This is a genomic window from Paenibacillus sp. SRL342 (genome assembly GCF_984798905.1).
Genome location: NZ_OZ481790.1, coordinates 4,494,616 through 4,514,973, shown reverse-complemented (window position 1 = coordinate 4,514,973; position 20,358 = coordinate 4,494,616). Strand labels below are relative to the sequence as shown.

Annotated in this window: 25 protein-coding genes; 24 read left to right on the top strand and 1 reads right to left on the bottom strand. The window is 47.1% G+C overall.

The genetic code is table 11. The features are described 5' to 3' along the window. Positions 1-50: 50 nt before the first annotated feature. The 19 genes from trpD (at position 51) to AC4E8D_RS19700 (ending at position 16,190) form a co-directional block, all read left to right on the top strand. On the top strand, positions 51-1,091 hold the full coding sequence (gene trpD / locus AC4E8D_RS19790; RefSeq protein WP_091034830.1) for an anthranilate phosphoribosyltransferase: 1,041 nt from the start codon (positions 51-53) through the stop codon (positions 1,089-1,091). After that, positions 1,081-1,869: an indole-3-glycerol phosphate synthase TrpC gene (gene trpC / locus AC4E8D_RS19785; RefSeq protein ID WP_490205139.1), complete on the top strand. Its 789-nt coding sequence runs from the start codon at positions 1,081-1,083 to the stop codon at positions 1,867-1,869. The genes trpD and trpC overlap by 11 nt, the downstream gene beginning before the upstream one ends. A gap of 35 nt (positions 1,870-1,904) precedes the next feature. Next, the gene (locus AC4E8D_RS19780; protein ID WP_449003580.1) at positions 1,905-2,606 is read left to right on the top strand and encodes a phosphoribosylanthranilate isomerase; all 702 of its coding nucleotides are present in this window, start codon (positions 1,905-1,907) and stop codon (positions 2,604-2,606) included. Further along, positions 2,603-3,802, top strand: a complete 1,200-nt coding sequence (gene trpB / locus AC4E8D_RS19775) for a tryptophan synthase subunit beta (protein ID WP_405117901.1) — start codon at positions 2,603-2,605, stop codon at positions 3,800-3,802. The genes AC4E8D_RS19780 and trpB overlap by 4 nt, the downstream gene beginning before the upstream one ends. Continuing rightward, positions 3,799-4,605, top strand: a complete 807-nt coding sequence (gene trpA / locus AC4E8D_RS19770; RefSeq protein ID WP_047843555.1) for a tryptophan synthase subunit alpha — start codon at positions 3,799-3,801, stop codon at positions 4,603-4,605. Before trpB ends, trpA begins: the two co-directional genes overlap by 4 nt. Before the next feature lie 86 nt (positions 4,606-4,691). After that, positions 4,692-5,792, top strand: coding sequence for a histidinol-phosphate transaminase (hisC, locus tag AC4E8D_RS19765; protein WP_221820327.1), 1,101 nt, complete (start codon positions 4,692-4,694; stop codon positions 5,790-5,792). 26 nt (positions 5,793-5,818) lie between these two features. Further along, complete coding sequence (locus tag AC4E8D_RS19760; protein ID WP_017687717.1) at positions 5,819-6,913, top strand: prephenate dehydrogenase; 1,095 nt, start codon at positions 5,819-5,821, stop codon at positions 6,911-6,913. A 726-nt stretch (positions 6,914-7,639) separates the two neighbouring features. Continuing rightward, the gene (locus tag AC4E8D_RS19755; protein ID WP_036607662.1) at positions 7,640-8,233 is read left to right on the top strand and encodes an RNA polymerase sigma factor; all 594 of its coding nucleotides are present in this window, start codon (positions 7,640-7,642) and stop codon (positions 8,231-8,233) included. Further along, a complete protein-coding gene (locus AC4E8D_RS19750; protein ID WP_076209924.1) occupies positions 8,230-8,865 on the top strand; it encodes an anti-sigma factor family protein in 636 nt (211 codons plus the stop codon). The genes AC4E8D_RS19755 and AC4E8D_RS19750 overlap by 4 nt, the downstream gene beginning before the upstream one ends. Before the next feature lie 43 nt (positions 8,866-8,908). Further along, the gene (locus tag AC4E8D_RS19745) at positions 8,909-9,508 is read left to right on the top strand and encodes a histidine phosphatase family protein (protein WP_221820330.1); all 600 of its coding nucleotides are present in this window, start codon (positions 8,909-8,911) and stop codon (positions 9,506-9,508) included. A gap of 232 nt (positions 9,509-9,740) precedes the next feature. Next, complete coding sequence (locus AC4E8D_RS19740) at positions 9,741-10,859, top strand: hypothetical protein (protein WP_221820332.1); 1,119 nt, start codon at positions 9,741-9,743, stop codon at positions 10,857-10,859. Positions 10,860-10,903: 44 nt separating this feature from the next. Then, the gene (locus AC4E8D_RS19735; protein ID WP_091028957.1) at positions 10,904-11,410 is read left to right on the top strand and encodes a gamma carbonic anhydrase family protein; all 507 of its coding nucleotides are present in this window, start codon (positions 10,904-10,906) and stop codon (positions 11,408-11,410) included. A 23-nt stretch (positions 11,411-11,433) separates the two neighbouring features. Further along, a complete protein-coding gene (locus AC4E8D_RS19730; RefSeq protein WP_017687723.1) occupies positions 11,434-11,613 on the top strand; it encodes an IDEAL domain-containing protein in 180 nt (59 codons plus the stop codon). 167 nt (positions 11,614-11,780) lie between these two features. Continuing rightward, entirely contained in the window at positions 11,781-12,188 is a 408-nt protein-coding gene (locus AC4E8D_RS19725; protein ID WP_490205138.1) for a DUF2487 family protein, read from the top strand. A gap of 192 nt (positions 12,189-12,380) precedes the next feature. Further along, positions 12,381-12,923, top strand: a complete 543-nt coding sequence (locus AC4E8D_RS19720) for a QcrA and Rieske domain-containing protein (protein ID WP_017687725.1) — start codon at positions 12,381-12,383, stop codon at positions 12,921-12,923. A 15-nt stretch (positions 12,924-12,938) separates the two neighbouring features. Beyond that, positions 12,939-13,610 (top strand): menaquinol-cytochrome c reductase cytochrome b subunit, encoded by a 672-nt coding sequence (gene qcrB / locus AC4E8D_RS19715; RefSeq protein ID WP_017687726.1) that lies wholly within the window; start codon positions 12,939-12,941, stop codon positions 13,608-13,610. Between the two features lie 21 nt (positions 13,611-13,631). Beyond that, positions 13,632-14,516, top strand: coding sequence for a menaquinol-cytochrome c reductase cytochrome b/c subunit (locus AC4E8D_RS19710; RefSeq protein ID WP_405117832.1), 885 nt, complete (start codon positions 13,632-13,634; stop codon positions 14,514-14,516). Between the two features lie 111 nt (positions 14,517-14,627). Then, on the top strand, positions 14,628-15,254 hold the full coding sequence (locus tag AC4E8D_RS19705; protein WP_221820336.1) for a DUF1405 domain-containing protein: 627 nt from the start codon (positions 14,628-14,630) through the stop codon (positions 15,252-15,254). A gap of 66 nt (positions 15,255-15,320) precedes the next feature. Then, positions 15,321-16,190: a sporulation protein YpjB gene (locus AC4E8D_RS19700; protein ID WP_405117831.1), complete on the top strand. Its 870-nt coding sequence runs from the start codon at positions 15,321-15,323 to the stop codon at positions 16,188-16,190. A 108-nt stretch (positions 16,191-16,298) separates the two neighbouring features. Here AC4E8D_RS19700 and AC4E8D_RS19695 read toward each other — a convergent pair whose 3' ends face one another. Next, a complete protein-coding gene (locus AC4E8D_RS19695; RefSeq protein ID WP_221820340.1) occupies positions 16,299-17,168 on the bottom strand; it encodes a YitT family protein in 870 nt (289 codons plus the stop codon). A gap of 171 nt (positions 17,169-17,339) precedes the next feature. On the opposite strand from AC4E8D_RS19695, the gene AC4E8D_RS19690 reads away from it, so the two are divergent. The 5 genes from AC4E8D_RS19690 (at position 17,340) to bshB1 (ending at position 20,276) form a co-directional block, all read left to right on the top strand. Beyond that, a complete protein-coding gene (locus AC4E8D_RS19690; RefSeq protein ID WP_017687732.1) occupies positions 17,340-17,669 on the top strand; it encodes a nucleotide pyrophosphohydrolase in 330 nt (109 codons plus the stop codon). 50 nt (positions 17,670-17,719) lie between these two features. Then, positions 17,720-18,244, top strand: coding sequence for a tetratricopeptide repeat protein (locus tag AC4E8D_RS19685; protein ID WP_091028965.1), 525 nt, complete (start codon positions 17,720-17,722; stop codon positions 18,242-18,244). Between the two features lie 81 nt (positions 18,245-18,325). Then, a complete protein-coding gene (gene dapB / locus AC4E8D_RS19680; RefSeq protein ID WP_076209932.1) occupies positions 18,326-19,129 on the top strand; it encodes a 4-hydroxy-tetrahydrodipicolinate reductase in 804 nt (267 codons plus the stop codon). A gap of 11 nt (positions 19,130-19,140) precedes the next feature. After that, positions 19,141-19,581: a methylglyoxal synthase gene (gene mgsA / locus AC4E8D_RS19675; protein WP_017687735.1), complete on the top strand. Its 441-nt coding sequence runs from the start codon at positions 19,141-19,143 to the stop codon at positions 19,579-19,581. After that, positions 19,578-20,276, top strand: a complete 699-nt coding sequence (gene bshB1, locus AC4E8D_RS19670) for a bacillithiol biosynthesis deacetylase BshB1 (RefSeq protein WP_221820342.1) — start codon at positions 19,578-19,580, stop codon at positions 20,274-20,276. Before mgsA ends, bshB1 begins: the two co-directional genes overlap by 4 nt. The last annotated feature ends 82 nt before the right edge of the window (positions 20,277-20,358 follow it).

Below are 20,358 nucleotides of genomic sequence, written 5' to 3'. Positions count from 1 at the left end.
TGAACATAAACCCAATAATGAATGAGAACCCTGTAACCCCCATTGCTGAGATTACTCGTGAGGAAGGCATGAAGAATGGCCTGGCGAAGATTTTGGAGGGCAGCCATCTGGAGCAAGCCGAAGCAAGAGATTTGATGTACTCGATTATGAGAGGTGAGGCAACGCCGGCTCAAATCGGAGGTTTGCTGATGGCGCTGCGGATGAAGGGGGAAACGGTGGATGAGATCACCGGTTTTGCTGAAGCCATGCGTGGTCAGGGTGGACGAATTCTAACGGATGGCAGCGGTTTGCTGGACACGTGTGGAACAGGTGGATCGGGTATTCACAAATTCAACATTTCCACAGCATCCGCCATCATTGCTTCGGCCGTTTCGGTTCGGGTCGCCAAACATGGCAACCGTTCAGCTTCAGGTAAAGCGGGTAGTGCAGATGTATTAGAGGCACTCGGTGTAAATATCCATCTGAACGGGGAGCAGGCCAGACAATGTCTGGATGATATCGGAATCTGCTTCTGTTTTGCCCAGGTATATCACCCTTCCATGCGACATGCGGCAGGACCAAGAAAAGAGCTGGGAGTTCGCACCATTTTCAATATGCTCGGACCATTAACCAATCCTGCGGGAGCAGATCGCCAACTACTTGGCCTGTATGATCGTTCCCGGACGCCGATGATTGCTGAAGTACTGAATCGTCTTGGTCTCAAAAGAGCGTTGGTTGTGGCCAGCCATGATGGTCTGGATGAAATTAGCATCTCGGCACCGACTCAGGTATCTGAACTTCGCAATGGTGAAGTGCACACCTATGATATTGATCCACGTGATATGGGCTTGTCTCTGCATCCGCTCGAAGCGGTACTTGGAGGAGATGCGGCACAGAATGCCGAAATTATTAAGAGGATCTTCCAGGGTGAGCAGAGTGCCTATCGTGATGTCGTTCTGTTGAACGCCGGAGCGTGCATCTATGTATCCGGTCTTGCAGATAGCATTGCTGAAGGGGTAACACTTGCCGCAGAAGCGGTAGATTCGGGCAAAGCTGCCGGGAAGCTTGAACAGTTAATTCATACAACGGAGGCGTACAGTCATGTATCTTGATCGAATCGTTGCAACCAAACATAAAGAAGTTGAAGTTCTTGCACAGACATTTCGCATGGATGAAGCTATCCAACAAATCGAACAACTACCCGCAACTCGGGGGTTTGAAAAAGCATTATCAAGCAGACGCAATCGCAAACTCGGCCTTATTGCTGAAGTGAAGAAGGCTTCGCCGTCCAAAGGGTTAATTCGTCCGGATTTTCATCCGGTAGAGATTGCTGCCGCTTATGAGCGAGCGGGTGCTGACTGCATCTCCGTATTAACGGATGTGTCGTATTTTCAAGGCAGCAACGAGTACTTGCAGGCGATTCATCAAGCGGTGAACATTCCGCTATTACGCAAGGATTTTATTATAGATGAACGACAGATTGCCGAGGCCAGATTACTGGGTGCAGATGCAATACTGCTGATTGCCAGCATTCTGACACCTGAACAGATTCGTCAATATCTGGAATTTGCCAAAAGCTTGGGGTTGGATGCCTTGATTGAAGTCCATGATCGAACAGAACTGGAGCAGGTATTGGAGATTCCGCAGGCAACCCTTGTGGGCATCAATAATCGGAATTTGAAAACATTCGAAACCAGTCTGAACACGACACTGGATTTGATGGAATTGATTCCAAGTAGCGTTACCTTGATTAGCGAAAGTGGTATTGACGGACCAGAATCAACAGTACCTCTGATCCAGGCCGGCGTTCACGGTATTCTCGTAGGTGAGCATCTCATGCGCAAGGATGATGTCGAGGCGGCTGTATATGATCTGATGGGACCCAAATGATGAATACTTCCATACACGATGGCACAGGCGACAGTATGTCAGAACTGAGAAACCCGCTGCCAGCGGCCGTAAAAATATGTGGACTTCAGGACGTTGAAGTGCTAAAATCGATGATAAACTTGCCTGTGGATTACATTGGTGTTGTTTTTGCCAAATCACGCCGCCGAATCGAACCCGAGCAGGCTGCTGCATTAAGAACGGTGCTGTTCGAATGGTCTACCTATGATCGGCCGAAGCTTGCGGGTGTATTTGTGAATCCTACGCTCGATGAACTGGAACACATTATGGAGGTTGCTCACCTGGATGTTATTCAACTGCATGGACAGGAGTCTGCGGAATTTTGCCAGCAGGTGAAGCAGCGGTGGAGTGCCAAAGTATTCAAAGTTTTTTCTTTTCCCAAAGATGAAACGGGACCGGAAGCTGATGAAGCAGCCATAAGGGCTCTTGATATTTACGATAAATTCGTGGATGCGATATTGCTTGATACCCATGATCCTCTATATGGAGGGGGCTCCGGGAAAACGTTTGCCTGGGAGCGAATCCCCGCCTATGCTGAATGGGCAAAAAGTCGCGAAATTGCTCTGTTCGTTGCAGGAGGTTTGCAGCCGGACAATGTACAACAACTAATACAGACATATGCACCTTTCGGCGTCGATGTATCCAGCGGAGTTGAGACTAAAGGTGTGAAGGATATTGCCAAAATTACAGCATTCGTAGAAAGGGTGAAGCAGGCATGACACATCAATTGCCGGATCAATACGGGCGTTTCGGTCACTTCGGAGGCCGCTTTGTACCTGAGACACTAATGAACGCACTCATAGAGTTGGAGGAGGCATATAGCCACTTCTCTGAAGATGAGGAATTCAACAAGGAACTGAACTATCTGCTAAGCGAGTATTCTGGACGTGAAACGCCATTGTATCATGCAGAGCAATTGTCACGCCGATTAGGCGGACCGAAAATTTATCTGAAACGTGAAGATCTCAATCATACAGGCGCACACAAAATTAATAACGCCATTGGACAAGGTTTGCTTGCCAAACGGATGGGCAAAAAGAAAGTTATTGCTGAAACGGGTGCAGGTCAACATGGCGTTGCAACGGCAACTGTAGCCGCATTACTTGGACTGGAATGCAAAGTATTTATGGGCGAAGAAGATACAGAGCGTCAACAGTTAAACGTATTTCGGATGAAGCTGCTTGGAGCAGAAGTGATTCCGGTTACGTCTGGAACACGGACACTGAAGGATGCTGGTAATGAAGCACTTCGCTACTGGGTCAGCAATGTGGAGGATACATTCTACGTGCTGGGATCAGTGGTTGGTCCTCATCCATATCCGATGATGGTGCGGAATTTCCAACGTGTGATTGGTGATGAGACCCGTCGTCAGATTCAGGAGATCGAAGGGCGTTTGCCGGATGTAATTGTAGCAGCTGTAGGTGGAGGAAGTAATGCGATCGGTATGTTCTATCCATTTATCGGTGATCAGGATGTGAAGCTTGTTGGTGTTGAAGCCGCAGGCAAAGGGGTCGAAACCGAGTATCACGCTGCAACGATGACCAAAGGTACACATGGTGTATTCCAGGGATCTATGAGTTACCTGTTGCAGGATGAGTATGGGCAGGTTCAGCCAGCACATTCCATCTCGGCCGGACTTGATTATCCGGGTGTTGGTCCGGAGCATTCCTATCTCAAGGATATTGAACGGGCAAAATATGTACCGATCACGGATCAGGAAGCACTGGATGCCCTGCAACTTCTATGTCGGACGGAGGGAATCATTCCTGCTCTGGAGTCTGCACATGCGGTAGCCCAAGTTGTCAAACTGGCGCCTGAACTTACAGCAGATGATATTGTAGTCATTTGTCTGTCGGGACGTGGAGATAAGGATGTTGAATCCATCATGAAATACACGGGAGGTGACTTGGGATGAATCTGATGGACCAGACCTTCCAGCAATTGAAGGAACAGAATCGCACGGCACTTATTCCATTCTTAACCGTGGGAGACCCGGATGTGGATACAACGATTGATATCATCAAGGAGCTTGAACAGGCTGGAGCGGACATTTTGGAACTGGGTGTTCCCTATTCCGATCCGCTTGCAGATGGCCCAGTCATTCAACGCGCTTCCGAACGTGCGCTGAAGAGCCAGATTACCATTCGTACTGTTATGGAAACTGCTGCAAATGCTCGTAAGGCAGGTGTGAAACTGCCGTTTGTACTGTTCACCTATTATAATCCGGTATTGCAGACAGGACTGGATGTATTCTTTGATGAATTGGTCAAACACGATATTAGTGGCATGATCATTCCTGACCTGCCGATTGAGGAAGCGGAAGAGATGCGAGAACGCGCAAATCGTGCTGGTGTGCATCTGGTGCCGCTTGTTGCACCTACATCTAATGCCCGGATTGAGCGGATTGTAACGGGCGCGAGGGGCTTTATCTATTGTGTATCTTCTCTTGGCGTAACCGGAGAGAGAGCTTCTTTCTTTGATGGCGTAGAGAGCTTCATTGAGACGGTGAAAAGTCTGACAGACCTCCCTGTAGCAGTAGGTTTTGGTATCTCCAGTCATGAGCAGGTGGCCCATTTCTCCCGCATCTGCGATGGCGTTGTTGTAGGTAGTGCCATTGTTCGTCAAGTGGAAGATGCGATTCCTCTGCTTGAAAATCCGGATACGCGTGCAGCGGGACTGTTGCAAATTCGCAACTTTGTGGCACAATTAAAGGGATAGAGATGTCCTGAAAGGACATCTTTTGGACACGTGAGGTGCACGCTGATTCGTGTCTAACATTATTTCAATAACAGGAGGCGGTCGGGTTGAAACCGAAATCCCAGATTGTCAATCTGCCTGTGTACCAGCCGGGCAAACCGATTGAAGAAGTGAAACGTGAACTGGGGCTTGAACAAGTCATCAAGCTGGCCTCCAACGAAAACCCGTACGGCAGTTCTCCTGCCGCCCTGGAAGCCATTACGAGAGAAATGACGAATATAAGCATATACCCAGACGGTAGCTCGGTTGAGCTGACGGGAGTTCTTGCCAAGCATCTTGGCGTTGAACGGAACAACTTAATATTTGGTTGTGGTTCCGATGAGATTATTGCTTTGATCACGAGAGCTTTCTTCTTGCCGGGTGACGAGACCATCATGGCAGATCAGACATTTTCTGTATATAAAAGCAATGCAGATATTGAGGGTGCCGTGTCCATCGAAGTGCCTCTGAAAGATGGCACGCATGATCTGAGCGCGATGCTCGCGCAAATTAACGACAAAACCAAAGCAGTATGGGTGTGTAATCCAAATAATCCGACAGGTACGATTATCTCCGAGCAGGAACTTACAGCCTTTATGGACCGTGTGCCTGCTCATGTGATGGTCATACTGGACGAAGCTTATTATGAATTCGTAACCGATGAAGCATATCCGCAAAGTATACCATTGATCGAACGGTATCCGAACTTGGTCATCCTGCGGACATTCTCCAAAATTTACGGTTTGGCTTCGCTTCGGATCGGATATGGTATTGCACGTCCCGAAATTATTGATTTGATTAACCGTGTACGTGAACCGTTTAACACCTCCCGTTTTGGACAAGTTGCGGCAACCGCCGCACTACTGGATCAGGATTTTGTTCAAGAGTGCTCGAAGCGGAATGCAACGGATCGGGATTACCTGCAAAATGAATTTACACGGCTCGGATTGTCGTATTTCCCTTCACAGGGTAATTTCATTATGGTTGACCTGAATATGCCTTCGGCAAATGCGTTCCAATCCTTGCTCAAACAAGGCATTATCGTTCGCTCAGGATTCCACGTATACCCAACTTACATTCGTGTGTCCGTCGGAACATCAGAACAGAACCGTGCATTTGTCACGGCACTGGAGAACACGCTGGCTGAGAAGGCGGTAGCACGCCCTTAATACTGGCGATGAAAGAGTGAGGACCCATGAAACTAAAAATTGCAATGATTGGTGTAGGACTCATCGGCGGTTCACTGGCGCTCTGCTTCAAAGGCAAGCCAGATGTAACCGTGATGGGTTACGCCCACTTGGATGAACTGAAGGACAAGTACATAGCGAGCGGTGTAGTGGATGATGCTACGCTCTCTCTGGAAGAAGCGGTAGAGGATGCCGACTTTATTTTTTTGTGCGTTCCCGTAGGTTTGCTTGAATCCTATTTCGAAAAGCTCTCCAAGCTGCCATTGAAAAAAGGATGTATCATCACGGACGTAGGAAGCACTAAAGCTTCCATTGCCGCTTGTGCCGAGCATGTGCGGTTGACTGACGCTTACTTCATTGGTGGTCATCCCATGGCGGGGTCGGAGCGTGCAGGCGTAGATGCGGCCTCAGCTGTGCTGTTTGAGAATGCATACTATGTCTTAACCCCTTCAGAACATGTACCTGAGGAAGCCTACAGCAGGCTGTCAGAGCTGCTTGCGTATACGCGGGCACAGATCGTGCGTGTGGAGCCCCTGCTGCACGATGACATCGTGGGGGCGATTAGTCATCTGCCACATGTTATTGCTGTTGCGCTGGTGAATCAGGTACGTGAGTATAATGAGTCGAATCCACTGTATAAAATGCTGGCTGCAGGCGGTTTCCGGGATATTACCCGGATTGCGTCCAGTGATGCGATTGTGTGGAGAGATATCTTGCTTAGCAACCGTGACGTACTGCTGGGCTTGCTTAAGGACTGGAATAGCCAGATGACGGCCTTTACGGATATGTTGGAGCATAAGAACGGTGAAGGTATAGAGGAGGCATTCCGTCAGGCCCGCGAGTTCCGCAGTATATTACCAGAACGACGCAAAGGCATGATTTCTCCGTTATTTGATCTGTATACTGATGTCCAGGATGCACCGGGTATGATCGGTAAGATCGCAACTGAGCTTGGGGCGAATGACATCAACTTGAGCAACTTGGAGATTATCGAAAACCGGGTGGATGTGCCGGGCATTATGCGTCTGTCTTTCCGTCAGGAAGAAGATATGGAACGAGCCAAGACGTTATTGGATTCCTTAGGCTATCAAGTGTGGATATAAGACGAGAAAGAGGGCGAAAGCCCTCTTTTTTGTGAGGTTATATTGGAGTATGTTATTTGATTTTCAGTCACGAAAAAAAGGATGTATTATCCTTAATTACCGAAAGATATAATTAATTCAAACAATTTTACTGAAAGTGTTGACAAAATGAAAACGTATACATATAATAAGGGTACAGTATGGTTTCTCTCCACTCCTATCCAATAACTGTATTGCTCCACGTGAGCAATGGCCGCTTATGTAAGCGGTCTTTTTTTTGTCTTAAAAAGTTATGGGAAAGGCATTGATATGTTAATAGTTACATTTAAACTTACATCCTCTATTTACATCTCCCTCCTTAATCTGTTAGGATACCTTAGATCAAAAAAATATCACATTTCTGTAACCTTTTCAGTATGTCGTCCGTCTATATAAGCAAGGCTTGCCAAAAAGGAGCAAAATGAAGTCATGAACGTGAAAATGACCGCATATGAATGACAGGTCGGGTTCTGTGGATACCAATGGATTTGCCAGGATGATGCAGACCGTTGTACAATAAATACTGTTAATGTAGAAACGTTGGGGAAATTGCCATTACATAGGGGAATTTGGCGGGAAGGCCAGTTATGGCGCTGAACGCTGTTTATATGCGGTGAGAACCGCAACTTTTTTGTGCCTGTTCGGTAATACATGGATAGAGTCGAACGGGGAGAAGCACATGGATGGGCGAGGAGGGGTCGCACTCAAATGACGGATTCCCAGTTGATTCGAGAGATCAAGGAAGGTAACCTGGAGTTATATTCCGAGCTGATGAGTCGTTATCAGCGTAAAATACTGGCTTTCGTATATCATATGTTGAAAAGTTCCAATATGGAGCTGCTTGCGGAAGATCTCTGTTCTGAGACTTTCTATAAGGCGTTCCGCAGTCTGCACTCTTTCCGTGAGGTGGATGCCTCATTCTCAACCTGGTTATATACCATTGCGAGAAATACGGTACTGAGTGAGCTTCGCAAACAGCGCAGCGGAAATGTCCCACTTGAAGAGAGCGGGATTGTTCCCGTTGCTCCTTCGGAGAATACACCGGAGTATGCTGTACTACGTAGCGAGCGGGTGATGCTGGTTAGGGATGCGATTAACAATTTGCCAGAGAAGCAACGTTCTGCGATTATACTCCGCGAGTATGATCAACTAGACTACCAAGAGATTGCGAATATTCTTGGGCAGAGCGTCAGTTCTGTGAAATCGCTATTATTCAGAGCAAGATCAAGCGTAAAAACTCAATTGGAACCTTATTTCTTCGAACCGGTGTACGAGCCATATGAAGGGATGAAGAACCGATGAATTGCAATGAAGCCCAGGAACTGTTTGCACTGGTTTGGGACTTGCCGGAAACTCATCCTCAGCGGATTGCATTTCATGCTCATCTCGCTGGTTGTGATGAGTGCTCCGAGCAGTTTGAGGTCTGGGAAGAAGCTCAGATCTTGCTGCACAGCATTCCGGTTCCAGTGACAGAACAACAGGCAGAGAGAGTGAACCGTAACGTGATGGACCGGATCTACGCGGAGTCTCCATGGCTTCTGCCGGAAGAGGTAAAGGTTAATCGTTTCTCTGCTGTGATCCGCAAGCATATGTCTTTGTGGATCGCCGCGTTCCTGGCTATTTTTTTATGCAGCTTTCTGTATATGGCAATGTTTAAGCCAGACGTATCAGAAGCTGAGCAAACCAAGGTTGTTGCTACGGGTATTCTGGAGACAGGGGTTGCCGGAAGCGGACCATCGTCCTCTGGAATGTATCAGTACAACATGACTGGAGCGGACAGAGGAAGTATCATAGAACCTTTTGTTGTGAGCATGGGACCTGCTTATCCACAGTATTGGATGGCCCTCTCTTTACTTGCAATAGGAATGGCGTTATTTTCTCTTGGACGTATGCATCGAACAACGAATAAACGCAAACAAGGTGCGAGTGCATAGGTAATAACCTTTCGTTCGCCGTGTGGAGAAATGAGGGATGTAAGTGCGAATCGGGCTTATTCGTCACGGTCTTACAGACTGGAATGCGGCGGGCCGTATACAGGGTCAGACGGATATTCCTCTGAATGGAGAAGGTCGTGAACAGGCAGAGCGCCTGGGAAGACGTCTGCTGACGGAAGAATACCAATGGGACTATATCATCACAAGTGGATTATCGCGGGCACAGGAAACAGGGGAGATTATCTCCAAGCTGTTGAATGTACCTTTGCTTGAGCCGGACGCACGGTTGAAAGAAAGGGCTTTTGGTCAGATTGAAGGTCTGACTTCAGAAGAACGGGTTGCCCGCTGGGGCAAATCCTGGGAGACATTAGATTTGGGGCAGGAGCAGATAGCGGATATCCAGATTCGTGCACTGGCGTTTCTGGAAGATCTATGGTCTGCCTATCCAGATCAAAACGTACTCATTGTCACTCACGGAGCTTTCTTAGCCAACCTGTTAACAGCCTTGTTTAAAGATCGCTATACAGAACGTATTGGAAACCTGTCACTGACGATCCTGGAAAAGGAACGTGATGACTGGAGTCCGCTGTTATATAATTGCACACGACATCTGTCTTTGGACACAGCGAAACAACCTGAGTAAGCTAACTTGGGTTGTTTTTTTGCGTTTTATGGGGAAATAAGACTTTATATGATTTCAAACCTCTCATTTTTCTTCTGATTGACCAACTTGAGGCATAGTATGTTTTAAAACATAAAAGATTTCCAAAAAGAGGTTTAGATTATGGGAATTCCGTCAACGATGTTTACAAAACCAAACTATTTCAGGCTCCGAATCAGCAGTCGAAGTAGTTAACGGGCGAGGCGATGGACCCATGAATTTAGCGGATATGCTTACTTTTGCCGATATTGGCCAGCTTAATCGAATAGCAGACTATTACCAATGTGAATGCAAGCCCAATTCCAAACATGAACTCATCCAGAGTATTCTCACTACATTGGGCAGCAGACCCTTTTTTGAGCAGCAGGTACGTCAACTGAATCAAGCAGATCAGCGTTTTTTGAACAACTTGTTGTTTGACCCTCGCCAGTATTATGGTATGGAAGAACTCATTGCCATAGCCCGTCAATCGATGGACAAAAAGGAGAGTGAGGCAGGCGCGAGTCCGCGTGATCTCATTGTTCGCTTCAATAAGAGTGGATGGTTGTTCAATGGAACAACGCAGCAGACCAGGTATTTGTATCAGGTACCCCAGGATCTGAAACTAAGATTCAGGGATGTGTTATCCACACATCTGCGAGCAGGGATTACCAAAACAACAGAACCACCCATGTATCGGGATGAGTATCATCTCTTAGCGGATGATCTCAAGTTGTTCCTGCAGTTTGTCCAGCAGCACGAGATTGCCCTTAACGCTGAAGGCATGATGTACCGTCGCTCTCAACAGCAGATTATGGAGCACCTGCACATTAGTGAGGAATTGGTGGGCAAAGGTGGATGGAGATTCGGATATGGCCGTTCCTTCAAGGATTACCCGGATCGTTTCGCACTTCTCTACGACTATGCATTTCACCATCGGCTGGTTCGTGAGGAGCAAGGCACGCTGAAGTTATCACCAGCTGGAGAAGACAAGCTGGGAGCTGAGAAAACAGCCGAAATGATACAGCTATTTAGGTTTTGGTTAAGATTGTATAAAGGTGCTATTCCCAATCTGTCCTCTATTGTGTACTGGACAGGCGAATGTGCCCAAGAATGGTCAACTGCCGAGTCGCTGTTTCGTCAGATCGGTCCATTCATTCAGCCGTTTTATTATGATACGGCCGATGCCATCTATGATAACAGAATTGTTAAAATGATGCTGCATCTTGGCATGGTTCGTATTGGGGAACATGAGGAAGGCCGGACTATACAAATGACAGCTTGGGGCACTCGTCTTGCTGTATCCTGTCGCTCCATCTCAGGAGACATTACACCCATTATGTTTGACAAATGAAGGACAAGTTGCTAAAATCACTCCCAAATTAAGGAGTGATAATAATGATAATTCCATACAAAGGTCTACAACCTCAGTTACACTCTTCGGTATATATGGCTGAAGGTGCAAAACTGATCGGTGATTTGAGAATGGGAGAAGAGTCTTCCGTCTGGTTCAATGCAGTCCTGCGGGCTGATTTGGCTCCTATTATCATTGGAAAGCGCTGTAATATTCAAGATAACGTTGTCGGGCATGTCAATACTGATCAACCTTTGATTGTGGGAGATGATGTTTCAGTAGGACATACAGCGATCATTCATGGGTGTTGTATTGGAACAGGATCATTAATCGGCATGGGAGCCATTCTGCTGAATGGAGCCGACATTGGCGAATATACGCTGATTGGAGCCGGTTCTGTTGTTACTGAGAATAGTAAAATTCCGCCCTATACTCTTGCTTTGGGGACACCTGCCAAAGTGATACGTGAGCTGACTGATGCCGATTTGGAGCGGATGTCCAGAACTTCACTGGGTTATGTTACCAAAGGAAAAGAATATAGGAGCTCTTAAATCCGTTTTGGAGGTGCATCCTATTGGATAAAATGAAAGTTACGTATGAAGTCATGTTGGGGCTGGCAGCTGAGATGGTGTGGGACGAAGCGCTTCGCAAACAGCGCAGCGAGAAACTCTATTTGGAAATCGATAAAGCGTTAGCTACCGGAGACGAAGTAGCTTTCCGGAGTCTGACGGATGAACTGAGGACCATAAACTGATAGGCAAAATAGTTCCTTTCTGAGATAAAAGGGAATGCGCAGAGGCGTATTTCCTTTTTTGATATGTGTAATTCCAAAATGAATGTCTGGATTTATAAGATATGGTCATATATAATATGGGAATAAAATGGATAGAGAGGGGATATAGGGAATTGAAATTCAGTGAGATGACTCAAGACAGCTGGGCTGAACTGCAACTCTATCTGGATACATGCCTTATTCCATACACAGCTCTTAGCGGTGAGCAGTCGCCAGTTGAAGCTACCGAGGCATTGGAGCGGCTGAGAGATTTTCTGGATCTGGTCGAAATTCCTTTCAAAGGGAGAATCATGACTTATCCAGCCTTTCATTATGCTAATTCGGAATTGTCAATGACATTAAATTCCTTGTCCGCACAGCTTAAATCCTCGGGATTCAAATATGTGGTTATTATGTCATCAGATGGTCATTTGAATGGCATGGAAATTCCAGCTGCTGATTTGGTTTTGAGTCGGTCCGTGTTAACTCGTGAGGTCGGAGAAGAGGGGATTGCGAGATTTATAGGGGAGAAAATACGAGAGTTGTGGAAAAAATAGTTTTTGGCGACAAATGTGACAATTTTACAACATTTTTTTAATAACGCTTACAATTGAACCTTAAAAATGTGTGACAAATTCTTGACGGTGTTCTAGGGCTACTATATGATTATGTATGTTCTAGTAAGTCGTGGAATTTATGAAAATGAAAACGTTTGAGAGAGTTGGCTGAAAAAGGGGGTTGGAGACAGTATGAGCAGTGAGCATGACCACCACGAAGCTTCATTGAAATTGCCAAGCCGCATGGAGATGTCACGCAGGCAGTTTTTGACGTACACGCTTGGTGGAGCTACAGCCTACATGGCCGCCGGTGCAATCCTTCCTATGGTCCGTTTTGCGGTGGACCCGATTTTGCAACATAAGGGAGAAGGCACCTCTGTCAAAGTAGCTGAAATCAGCAAAATTACGAATGAGCCTCAAGAATTCACCTTTGAACTTAAACAACAGGATGGTTGGTATCTGAGTAATGCATCGTTAGTGGCGTGGATTCGCAAAGATGAACAGGGTAAAATTTATGCACTCTCACCTATCTGTAAACATCTGGGATGTACAGTAGGCTGGAATAGTGACAAGCAATACCCTGACGAGTATCATTGCCCCTGCCATGGCGCGCACTATGACAAGGAAGGGAAGAATCTTGCCGTAGCCCCCAAACCGCTGGATGAGTACGTAGTCAAGGAAGAGCAGGGTTGGGTATATCTGGGCGACATTGTTCCGAACACCCGAGTGAATTAGGAGGCGTGAACGCAGATGTTTAAAAATGTCTATGACTGGATTGACGAGCGTCTTGACATCACGCCAATCTGGCGGGACGTTGCGGATCATGAAGTTCCAGAGCATGTAAATCCGGCTCATCACTTTTCCGCATTCGTGTACTGCTTTGGTGGATTGACGTTCTTTATTACTGTTATTCAGATTCTGTCAGGCATGTTCCTGACCATGTATTATGTACCTGATATTATCAATGCCTACGCAAGTGTGGAGTATCTGCAGACCAAAGTAGCCTTCGGCCAAATTGTTCGCGGCATGCACCACTGGGGAGCCAGTCTGGTTATCGTAATGATGTTCTTACATACGATGCGTGTGTTCTTTACAGGCTCTTACAAGGCACCGCGAGAAATGAACTGGGTTGTTGGCATGCTGATCTTTTTCGTCATGTTGGGCCTGGGGCTCACAGGGTACTTGCTACCATGGGATAACAAAGCCTATTTTGCAACAAAAGTAACACTGGAGATTGCCAACACGGTTCCTTGGCTGGGACCAATCATCAAAGAATTCCTGCAAGGCGGTACGATTGTTGGTGCACAGACACTAACCCGATTCTTTGCCCTGCACGTATTCTTCCTCCCCGCTGTGCTTCTGGTGCTTCTGGTCGGACACTTTATCATGATCCGCAGACAGGGCATTTCGGGACCACTATAAACTGAGAAGGGAGGAATCGCAATGGCTCACGGACATAAGAAGGATGATGAGGAAAAGGTTATCTTTGTCGGTGATTCACGGGTCCGTAAAGGGGCGGGATTTATTACCCCTCCTGATTACACGGCATATCCCGGCAAATCAGAAGCCTTTATCCCCAACTTCCTGCTGAAAGAATGGATGGTTGGTGTCGTTGTATTGGTGGGGATTCTGGTTCTCACGATCTCAGAACCTGCACCTTTAGGCTATCCGGCCAATCCGAGCGCATCCGTAATTCCTATGCCGGACTGGTACTTCCTTTTTCTGTATCAGTACTTGAAGTATCCATACGCATCTGGCGATTACGTTCTGCTCGGCGTACTGGGGGTCAGCGGAGTCGCTTTTGGAGCTTTGCTGCTGGCACCATTCCTGGATACAGGCAAGGAGCGGCGTTTCTATAAACGCCCAATTGCTTCATCACTGATGATTTTGTCGGTCATTTCTGTATTCTACCTGACAAATGTAGCGTGGACGCACTACGAGCATGAGTTGGAAGCAAGTGGACAGAAGCCTGAACATATTCAACGTGAAGAAGAAGCGCTGGAGAGGCGTGAACAGGGGCTCCCACCCGTTTCCAATGCACCTGGACAGCAAGAAGAAGTTGCGATCGTGGAACAGGATGATCCTGCAATGGAAACGTACAAGAAGGCCGGTTGTATTGGTTGCCATGCGGCTGATATGAAGGGTGCAAGTGGACCTTCACTTCGGGGTGTGGGTGACAAGCACAGCCAGGAAGAGATTCTGACCATCATTAAAGAAGGTTATAACGAGATGCCTCCTCAGTACAATAACGCCATCGCTCAAGGTGTCACGGATGAAGAGATCACTCATCTGACCGAATGGCTTGCGAAACAGAAAGCAGAACAGTAAAATCGAAATAACCAATGAAACCTGATCGTTTATTCGGTCAGGTTTTTTTGAAGTGTTTTTTTGGATAGTACTGTATCGTGCACAATATTGATGAAGGAAGGGGCAGGGAATGTGGCTTTATCGTATTTCTGGAGTAGGGAATTTCTAACCAATCGTTATTTCCTGTGGCTATTATTTTGGTGTAATGCGGTAGGAACGGTATACGGATACATCTGGTACGGAGAGCAAATGAAATTGACGCTGGTTGAGCAGCCGATGTGGCAGATCGTATTTGTGCCAGATAGTCCAACAGCGAGTTTGTTTTTTACTTTATCGTTGTTATGGGTCTTGTACCCACCACGGTCCATCATGATCAAACGGATCGGACATGTGATTCAGGCGCTTGCCGTGGTCACATCTGTGAAATATGGCGTGTGGGCCGTATCCATTATTTTCGCTGGCTGGATGCAAGGTGGTACACAGCACTGGCAAGACTGGATGTTGATTGCTTCGCATAGTGCGATGGCCATTGAAGCTCTAATTTATGTACGCTTTTTCGGCTTCCGCTGGGCTGCCCTTGTCGTTGCAGGTCTCTGGACACTGTTGAACGATACGATGGATTATACATATGATATATACCCTTGGTTACCCGCTTCCCTCTATGATCATGTAGATGGTGTGCGTAATTTCACATTTGGACTGACACTGGTGAGCATTCTGTGCGCGTGGCTGGCCTTAAGACAAGCGAAACGAACCTGATATCCGATCTTGAGCTTGTTCTAACGAACTGTTTCCCGCCATACATTGGTGGTGGGAGGGATGTCCATGAAGAGAACGTTTGGGGTCAAAACTGGTTTATTGGTGGTATCGTTCATGGCTCTGCTGCTTTGGACGAACTTAGCATATCGTGTATCCGCGCAAAGTGAAGCATTGAATTCGAATTCAGATCAGCAAGTGTCCACAAGCAATTCAATTGCACAACTGAACGAGGAAGCAGCCATATTGTATCGTCAGGCGCTCGAGAATAATATTGAAGAAGTGCGAGGAAGCATTCTGCGTATCAGTAAAAGTCTGGAGCATATCTCCTTTGAGGGACAAACAACAGTTGAGGGCATTCACGCCTTGTCCGAAACCATAGTTGAAGTGAAACAAGCCGTTGTGAAGGTGAAAAATGACGATGCTTCTCTTCAGCAGTCCTCTGCCAAACTCAGACTTGCAGCAGATAGTCTCGCGAATCCAACCAAGCCTCTATGGCTTCAGTATTATAAAATCGTGAAAAACGATCTGGACGCTTTATCCGCTGCTACAAATCAAGGGCAAACTGCGGCCGTACTGGCAAACCGCTACACCGTTCTGGAGGAGCATTATGAGACGATTCGTCCTGCCGCACTGATTCGCCGTGAACCGTATGAGATTGCTCAGATGGACGCCTGGTTATCTCATACCAAAGGGCTCACCGCTGCCAAGCAACCTGATCTGGCTCGATTAAAGAGCATGGTGGGCCATGGGGAGGAACTGGTGAATCAGTTGTTTGGTCGCGAGAAGGACGAGAGCGCCTTTGTACCTTTTGTACAGGGGCCCGATCGCAGGGCAGCCGGGCTGCTCATTAGTTCGGTCATTGTGGCGACGTTAAGTTACGCCGGATATCGTAAATATCGTGCACAGCAGCAGGGGATTTTTCCTTTTCGGCGCTAATTGGATATGAAGTTGATCGTGGTATATAAAAAGACCTCTTTCCGCATGACCAGCCACACTAACGGCTCTTCATGTAAAAAGAGGTTTTCATGTACTTTCTGTGTTATATCAGCTTTCTTTGAAACCTTCGCCATGTACATCGTGAACATCGCTGATGATGACAAAAGCTCTCGGGTCAATGGAACGTACAATGGTCTGCAGTCGCCTGAACTCTTGCCTGGAGATCACGCAGTAGGCCATGTGTTTGGCCTGTTTAGAGTACGCGCCAATGGCTGGAATGAGGGTGACGCCACGGTCCATATCCCGTGTAATCTGGTCCGCAATCTCGGGTGCATGGTCACTAATGATCATAAATGCCCGGGCAGAATATGCACCTTCCTGAATAAAGTCGATGACTTTGGAGGCGATGAATACAGCTACGAGCGTATACAGAATTTTTTCTTTGGGGATGTAGATGAGAGAGAGCCCGATAATGACGAAGTCGATGCCCAGTAATACTCGGCCCATACTCCATCCATACTTGCGGTTGAGAATACGGGCAATGATGTCTGAACCGCCCGTTGTTCCACCCCAACGAAATACAATGCCAAGGCCGGCTCCAAGGGTGACACCTGCATATAGGGCTGCGAGCAGGAGGTCATTCTCGGTATGTAATGGTTCAATCCAGCCCAAGTGAATCAACTTCTCAAACAACCATAGAAAAACAGTCAGTGCCCCGATTCCGATACCCGTATAGATCATCTGTCGGCCGCCCAAAATTTTGAGCCCAATCAGAAAGAGGGGAACATTCAGAATTAAGGTTGTAAGTGAAGGTGAGATGCCAAAAGCGTAATTGATCAGCACCGTAACCCCGGTGAGGCCGCCTTCCATAAGCTGGTTGGGGATAATGAAATAGAGGAGCCCAAAGGCATATAAGGCTGTCCCCAGCACGATGGGAAGAACCAGTTTAACTTGAACCCAGGTTTTGGCAGTGCTCATAAGATCCCTCGCTGTAGATAAATTAGAATGAAGAACTAATCATTCCCATCTAGTATACCTGTTTATTGAATCTTTAAAAATGATTTGTCGCTGATGATGGTGGAAGTGAATCTAAATAACTGATATTATTAGGAACAAATACGACATCATTTCAAAGGAGAATCCGTTCTCATGGAGAAAAGCATCGCAGAAATGCAGCGTGAGGTTGATCAGTATATCTCCCAGTTCAAGGAGGGGTATTTCAGTCCTCTGGCCATGTTGGCCCGGATGTCTGAAGAGGTTGGGGAGCTAGCGAGGGAAGTGAATCATGAATTCGGCGAGAAGCCGAAGAAATCTTCCGAAGCAGCCAATTCCATTGAACTTGAGCTTGGAGATATTTTATTTATCACGATTTGTTTTGCGAACTCACTGGGAATTGATCTGGCTGAGGCGCACGATAAAGTCATGCATAAATTTAACACCCGCGATGCCAATCGGTGGACACCCAAAAACACCGATTAGGCGTAGATTACATATGCTGTACCATCACCCGATCGGGGAGGGTCAGCTTAATGATGAAACCGGAAGAATATATGCAGCAGGCTTACCGCTGTATATTGCAAAATGATTTTGAGCAGGCGATTCGTTGGTTCGAGTCAGCCATTCACGCTCATCCAAAACATGCGGAGTTATATTATCGCTGTTCCATTACACACGCCCGCAGCAAGCATCTGGTTCCAGCGCTTGAATATGCGCGCAAGGCGGTTGAACTGTCGCCAGGAACAGAAGAGTATATTTTGCATCTGCAGACGTTGGAAGCAAAAGAATTGACCTCCAGAGCGAAGTTGCTGTTGGAGCAGGCGGGTATTGCAACACAGGAGCGTTACGTGGAAGCGTCTACGCTTCTGCAAGAAGCGGTCAAACTTGATCCGCTCTCAGTGGAGGCTCATGTTATGCTTGCGCTGGCTTACAGTGATTTGAATGAATTTGACTATGCAATTCAGGCGCTGCGTGAGGCAATTTTGCTGGACCCGCAGAATGGGCAACTGCATCAGATGTTACAGGAAATCAAGCAACGTATGAAATCCATTCAATAAAGAATTCATTTTGCAAAGATTTCTTTCGAGTTGAAATGGATTCTACGATATGATCCAACATAGTGAGGAGATGCAGTCAATATGAGTGAAGTAATCAGAGTTGCCGTGATCGGAGCGGCTGGCCGTATGGGCCGTGAAGTTGTGAAATTGGTACTTCAGGACCCGGAATTGGAGCTTGCAGCGGCTGTCAACCGCTCCGGAGCAGGCACGGATGCAGGAACCCTTGTTGGTTTGCCAGCGTGCGGGGTGCTGGTGACTGATGATATCGAAATGGCTTTTGCCGAAACAAAACCTCAGGTTATGGTTGATTTTACAGTGCCGCAATATGCTTTTACACATACCGAAATCGCAATCCGTCATGGAGTCAGACCTGTCATGGGTGTTACCGGCTTTACGCCGGAGCAGATTGAACAGTTGGACAAGCAATGCCAGGACAAAGGAATTGGAGGGCTTATTGCCCCTAACTTCTCGATTGGTGCCATTCTGATGATGCGATTCGCAGCACAGGCTGCCAAACATATGCCAAATGTGGAGATTATCGAATATCACGGGGATCAGAAGCTGGATGCTCCTTCCGGAACTGCGATCAAAACTGCCGAACTGATTGCTGCCAATCGGGAAGAACTTCGTCAGGGTAATCCGAATGAGGAAGAAACGATTGAAGGATCACGCGGCGGTTATTACAACGGCTTCCGAATTCACAGTGTACGATTGCCTGGCGTATTCGCGCAGCAGGAAGTTGTTTTCGGAGACTATGGACAGTCTCTCAAAATTCGGCATGACTCCTATGAGCGCGCAGGTTATATGCCTGGTGTTAAGATTGGTGTGCAAAAGGTTATGGAATATACAGGAATGATCTACGGATTTGACCACTTTATCGACTAAAGGAGATTGTCATGTTGAAAATAGCATTTATCGCCCATGATCGTAAAAAAGAAGAGATGGTTAACTTCGTGACGGCATATGAGCCTGTTTTTACGGACCATCAATTATATTCTACAGGAACAACAGGCCTTCGTATTATGGAAGGAACGTCTCTGAAGATTCATCGATTCGAATCAGGCCCACTGGGCGGAGATCAGCAGATTGGAGCTTTGGTTGCGCAAAATGAGATGGATCTGATTATTTTCCTGCGCGATCCACTGATGGCACAACCTCACGAGCCGGATATTAATGCGTTGCTGCGTCTTTGTGATGTGCAGGGAATTCCACTTGCCACCAATATCGCAACCGCTGAGATTCTGGTTAAGGCTCTGGATCGTGGCGATTTTGCCTGGAGAGAGCTGGTACATAAATACAAGCCGGAGGCTGGATTGAATTCGGGTGATTCCGAATGAGTCTGGATATTCTCATCTTTGGAGCACATGCAGACGATGCGGAGATTGGTATGGGTGGAACGATTGCCAAACATACCGCTGCTGGCTTGAAAGTAGGCGTGTGTGATCTGACTCGTGCTGAGATGTCTTCCAACGGAACAGTAGAGCGCAGAACCGAGGAAGCGGAGCAAGCCTCCCGCATCCTCGGTCTTTCGTGTCGAACGAATCTGGGGCTTCCTGATCGTGGCTTGTATCTTACTCCTGAACATGTAGAGGCGGTAACGGCTGAGATACGGCGTCATGCCCCTCGGATGGTGTTTGCTCCGTATTGGGAAGATCGTCATCCGGATCATGTCAATTGCAGTAAGCTTGTGCAGGAGGCTGTATTTAACGCCAAGCTTCGGAACTACATGCCGGACATGCCTGCCGTGCAGGTGAAGGAACTTTATTTTTACTTTATTAATGACATCGGCCCTACGGATTTGATTGTCGATATTACGGAACACTATGGGCAAAAAGAAACATCATTGCTCTCTTATCGTTCCCAATTCGAACTGGGAGACGGAGCGGTCTCGACGCCATTGAATCAAGGGTATATCGAACGTGTAAGAGCCCGTGATTCCTTGCTCGGACAACGCAGTCTTATCCCGTTTGCAGAAGGTTTTGCTACAATTACGCCTTACGTGGTTCATCAATTTGGGCCGGGTGCCCAATGAACGATTTCACATTTTACGTTTAATGAAACGAAGGGTTTCATTATTCTGTTGTATTATATCAACCTGCATGAAGCGGGAGATC

What these genes read in the sequence shown, in the direction of transcription:
- AC4E8D_RS19720 (WP_017687725.1), top strand. Translation starts at nt 12,381, where the DNA reads ATGAGCAGTGAGCATGACCACCACGAAGCTTCATTGAAATTGCCAAGC.
- AC4E8D_RS19710 (WP_405117832.1), top strand. Translation starts at nt 13,632, where the DNA reads ATGGCTCACGGACATAAGAAGGATGATGAGGAAAAGGTTATCTTTGTC.
- AC4E8D_RS19685 (WP_091028965.1), top strand. Translation starts at nt 17,720, where the DNA reads ATGATGAAACCGGAAGAATATATGCAGCAGGCTTACCGCTGTATATTG.
- AC4E8D_RS19750 (WP_076209924.1), top strand. Translation starts at nt 8,230, where the DNA reads ATGAATTGCAATGAAGCCCAGGAACTGTTTGCACTGGTTTGGGACTTG.
- bshB1 (WP_221820342.1), top strand. Translation starts at nt 19,578, where the DNA reads ATGAGTCTGGATATTCTCATCTTTGGAGCACATGCAGACGATGCGGAG.
- mgsA (WP_017687735.1), top strand. Translation starts at nt 19,141, where the DNA reads ATGTTGAAAATAGCATTTATCGCCCATGATCGTAAAAAAGAAGAGATG.
- AC4E8D_RS19725 (WP_490205138.1), top strand. Translation starts at nt 11,781, where the DNA reads ATGACTCAAGACAGCTGGGCTGAACTGCAACTCTATCTGGATACATGC.
- trpC (WP_490205139.1), top strand. Translation starts at nt 1,081, where the DNA reads ATGTATCTTGATCGAATCGTTGCAACCAAACATAAAGAAGTTGAAGTT.
- AC4E8D_RS19780 (WP_449003580.1), top strand. Translation starts at nt 1,905, where the DNA reads ATGTCAGAACTGAGAAACCCGCTGCCAGCGGCCGTAAAAATATGTGGA.
- AC4E8D_RS19740 (WP_221820332.1), top strand. Translation starts at nt 9,741, where the DNA reads ATGAATTTAGCGGATATGCTTACTTTTGCCGATATTGGCCAGCTTAAT.
- AC4E8D_RS19760 (WP_017687717.1), top strand. Translation starts at nt 5,819, where the DNA reads ATGAAACTAAAAATTGCAATGATTGGTGTAGGACTCATCGGCGGTTCA.
- dapB (WP_076209932.1), top strand. Translation starts at nt 18,326, where the DNA reads ATGAGTGAAGTAATCAGAGTTGCCGTGATCGGAGCGGCTGGCCGTATG.
- trpA (WP_047843555.1), top strand. Translation starts at nt 3,799, where the DNA reads ATGAATCTGATGGACCAGACCTTCCAGCAATTGAAGGAACAGAATCGC.
- AC4E8D_RS19690 (WP_017687732.1), top strand. Translation starts at nt 17,340, where the DNA reads ATGGAGAAAAGCATCGCAGAAATGCAGCGTGAGGTTGATCAGTATATC.
- AC4E8D_RS19755 (WP_036607662.1), top strand. Translation starts at nt 7,640, where the DNA reads ATGACGGATTCCCAGTTGATTCGAGAGATCAAGGAAGGTAACCTGGAG.
- AC4E8D_RS19695 (WP_221820340.1), bottom strand. Translation starts at nt 17,168, where the DNA reads ATGAGCACTGCCAAAACCTGGGTTCAAGTTAAACTGGTTCTTCCCATC.
- qcrB (WP_017687726.1), top strand. Translation starts at nt 12,939, where the DNA reads ATGTTTAAAAATGTCTATGACTGGATTGACGAGCGTCTTGACATCACG.
- trpB (WP_405117901.1), top strand. Translation starts at nt 2,603, where the DNA reads ATGACACATCAATTGCCGGATCAATACGGGCGTTTCGGTCACTTCGGA.
- AC4E8D_RS19700 (WP_405117831.1), top strand. Translation starts at nt 15,321, where the DNA reads ATGAAGAGAACGTTTGGGGTCAAAACTGGTTTATTGGTGGTATCGTTC.
- AC4E8D_RS19735 (WP_091028957.1), top strand. Translation starts at nt 10,904, where the DNA reads ATGATAATTCCATACAAAGGTCTACAACCTCAGTTACACTCTTCGGTA.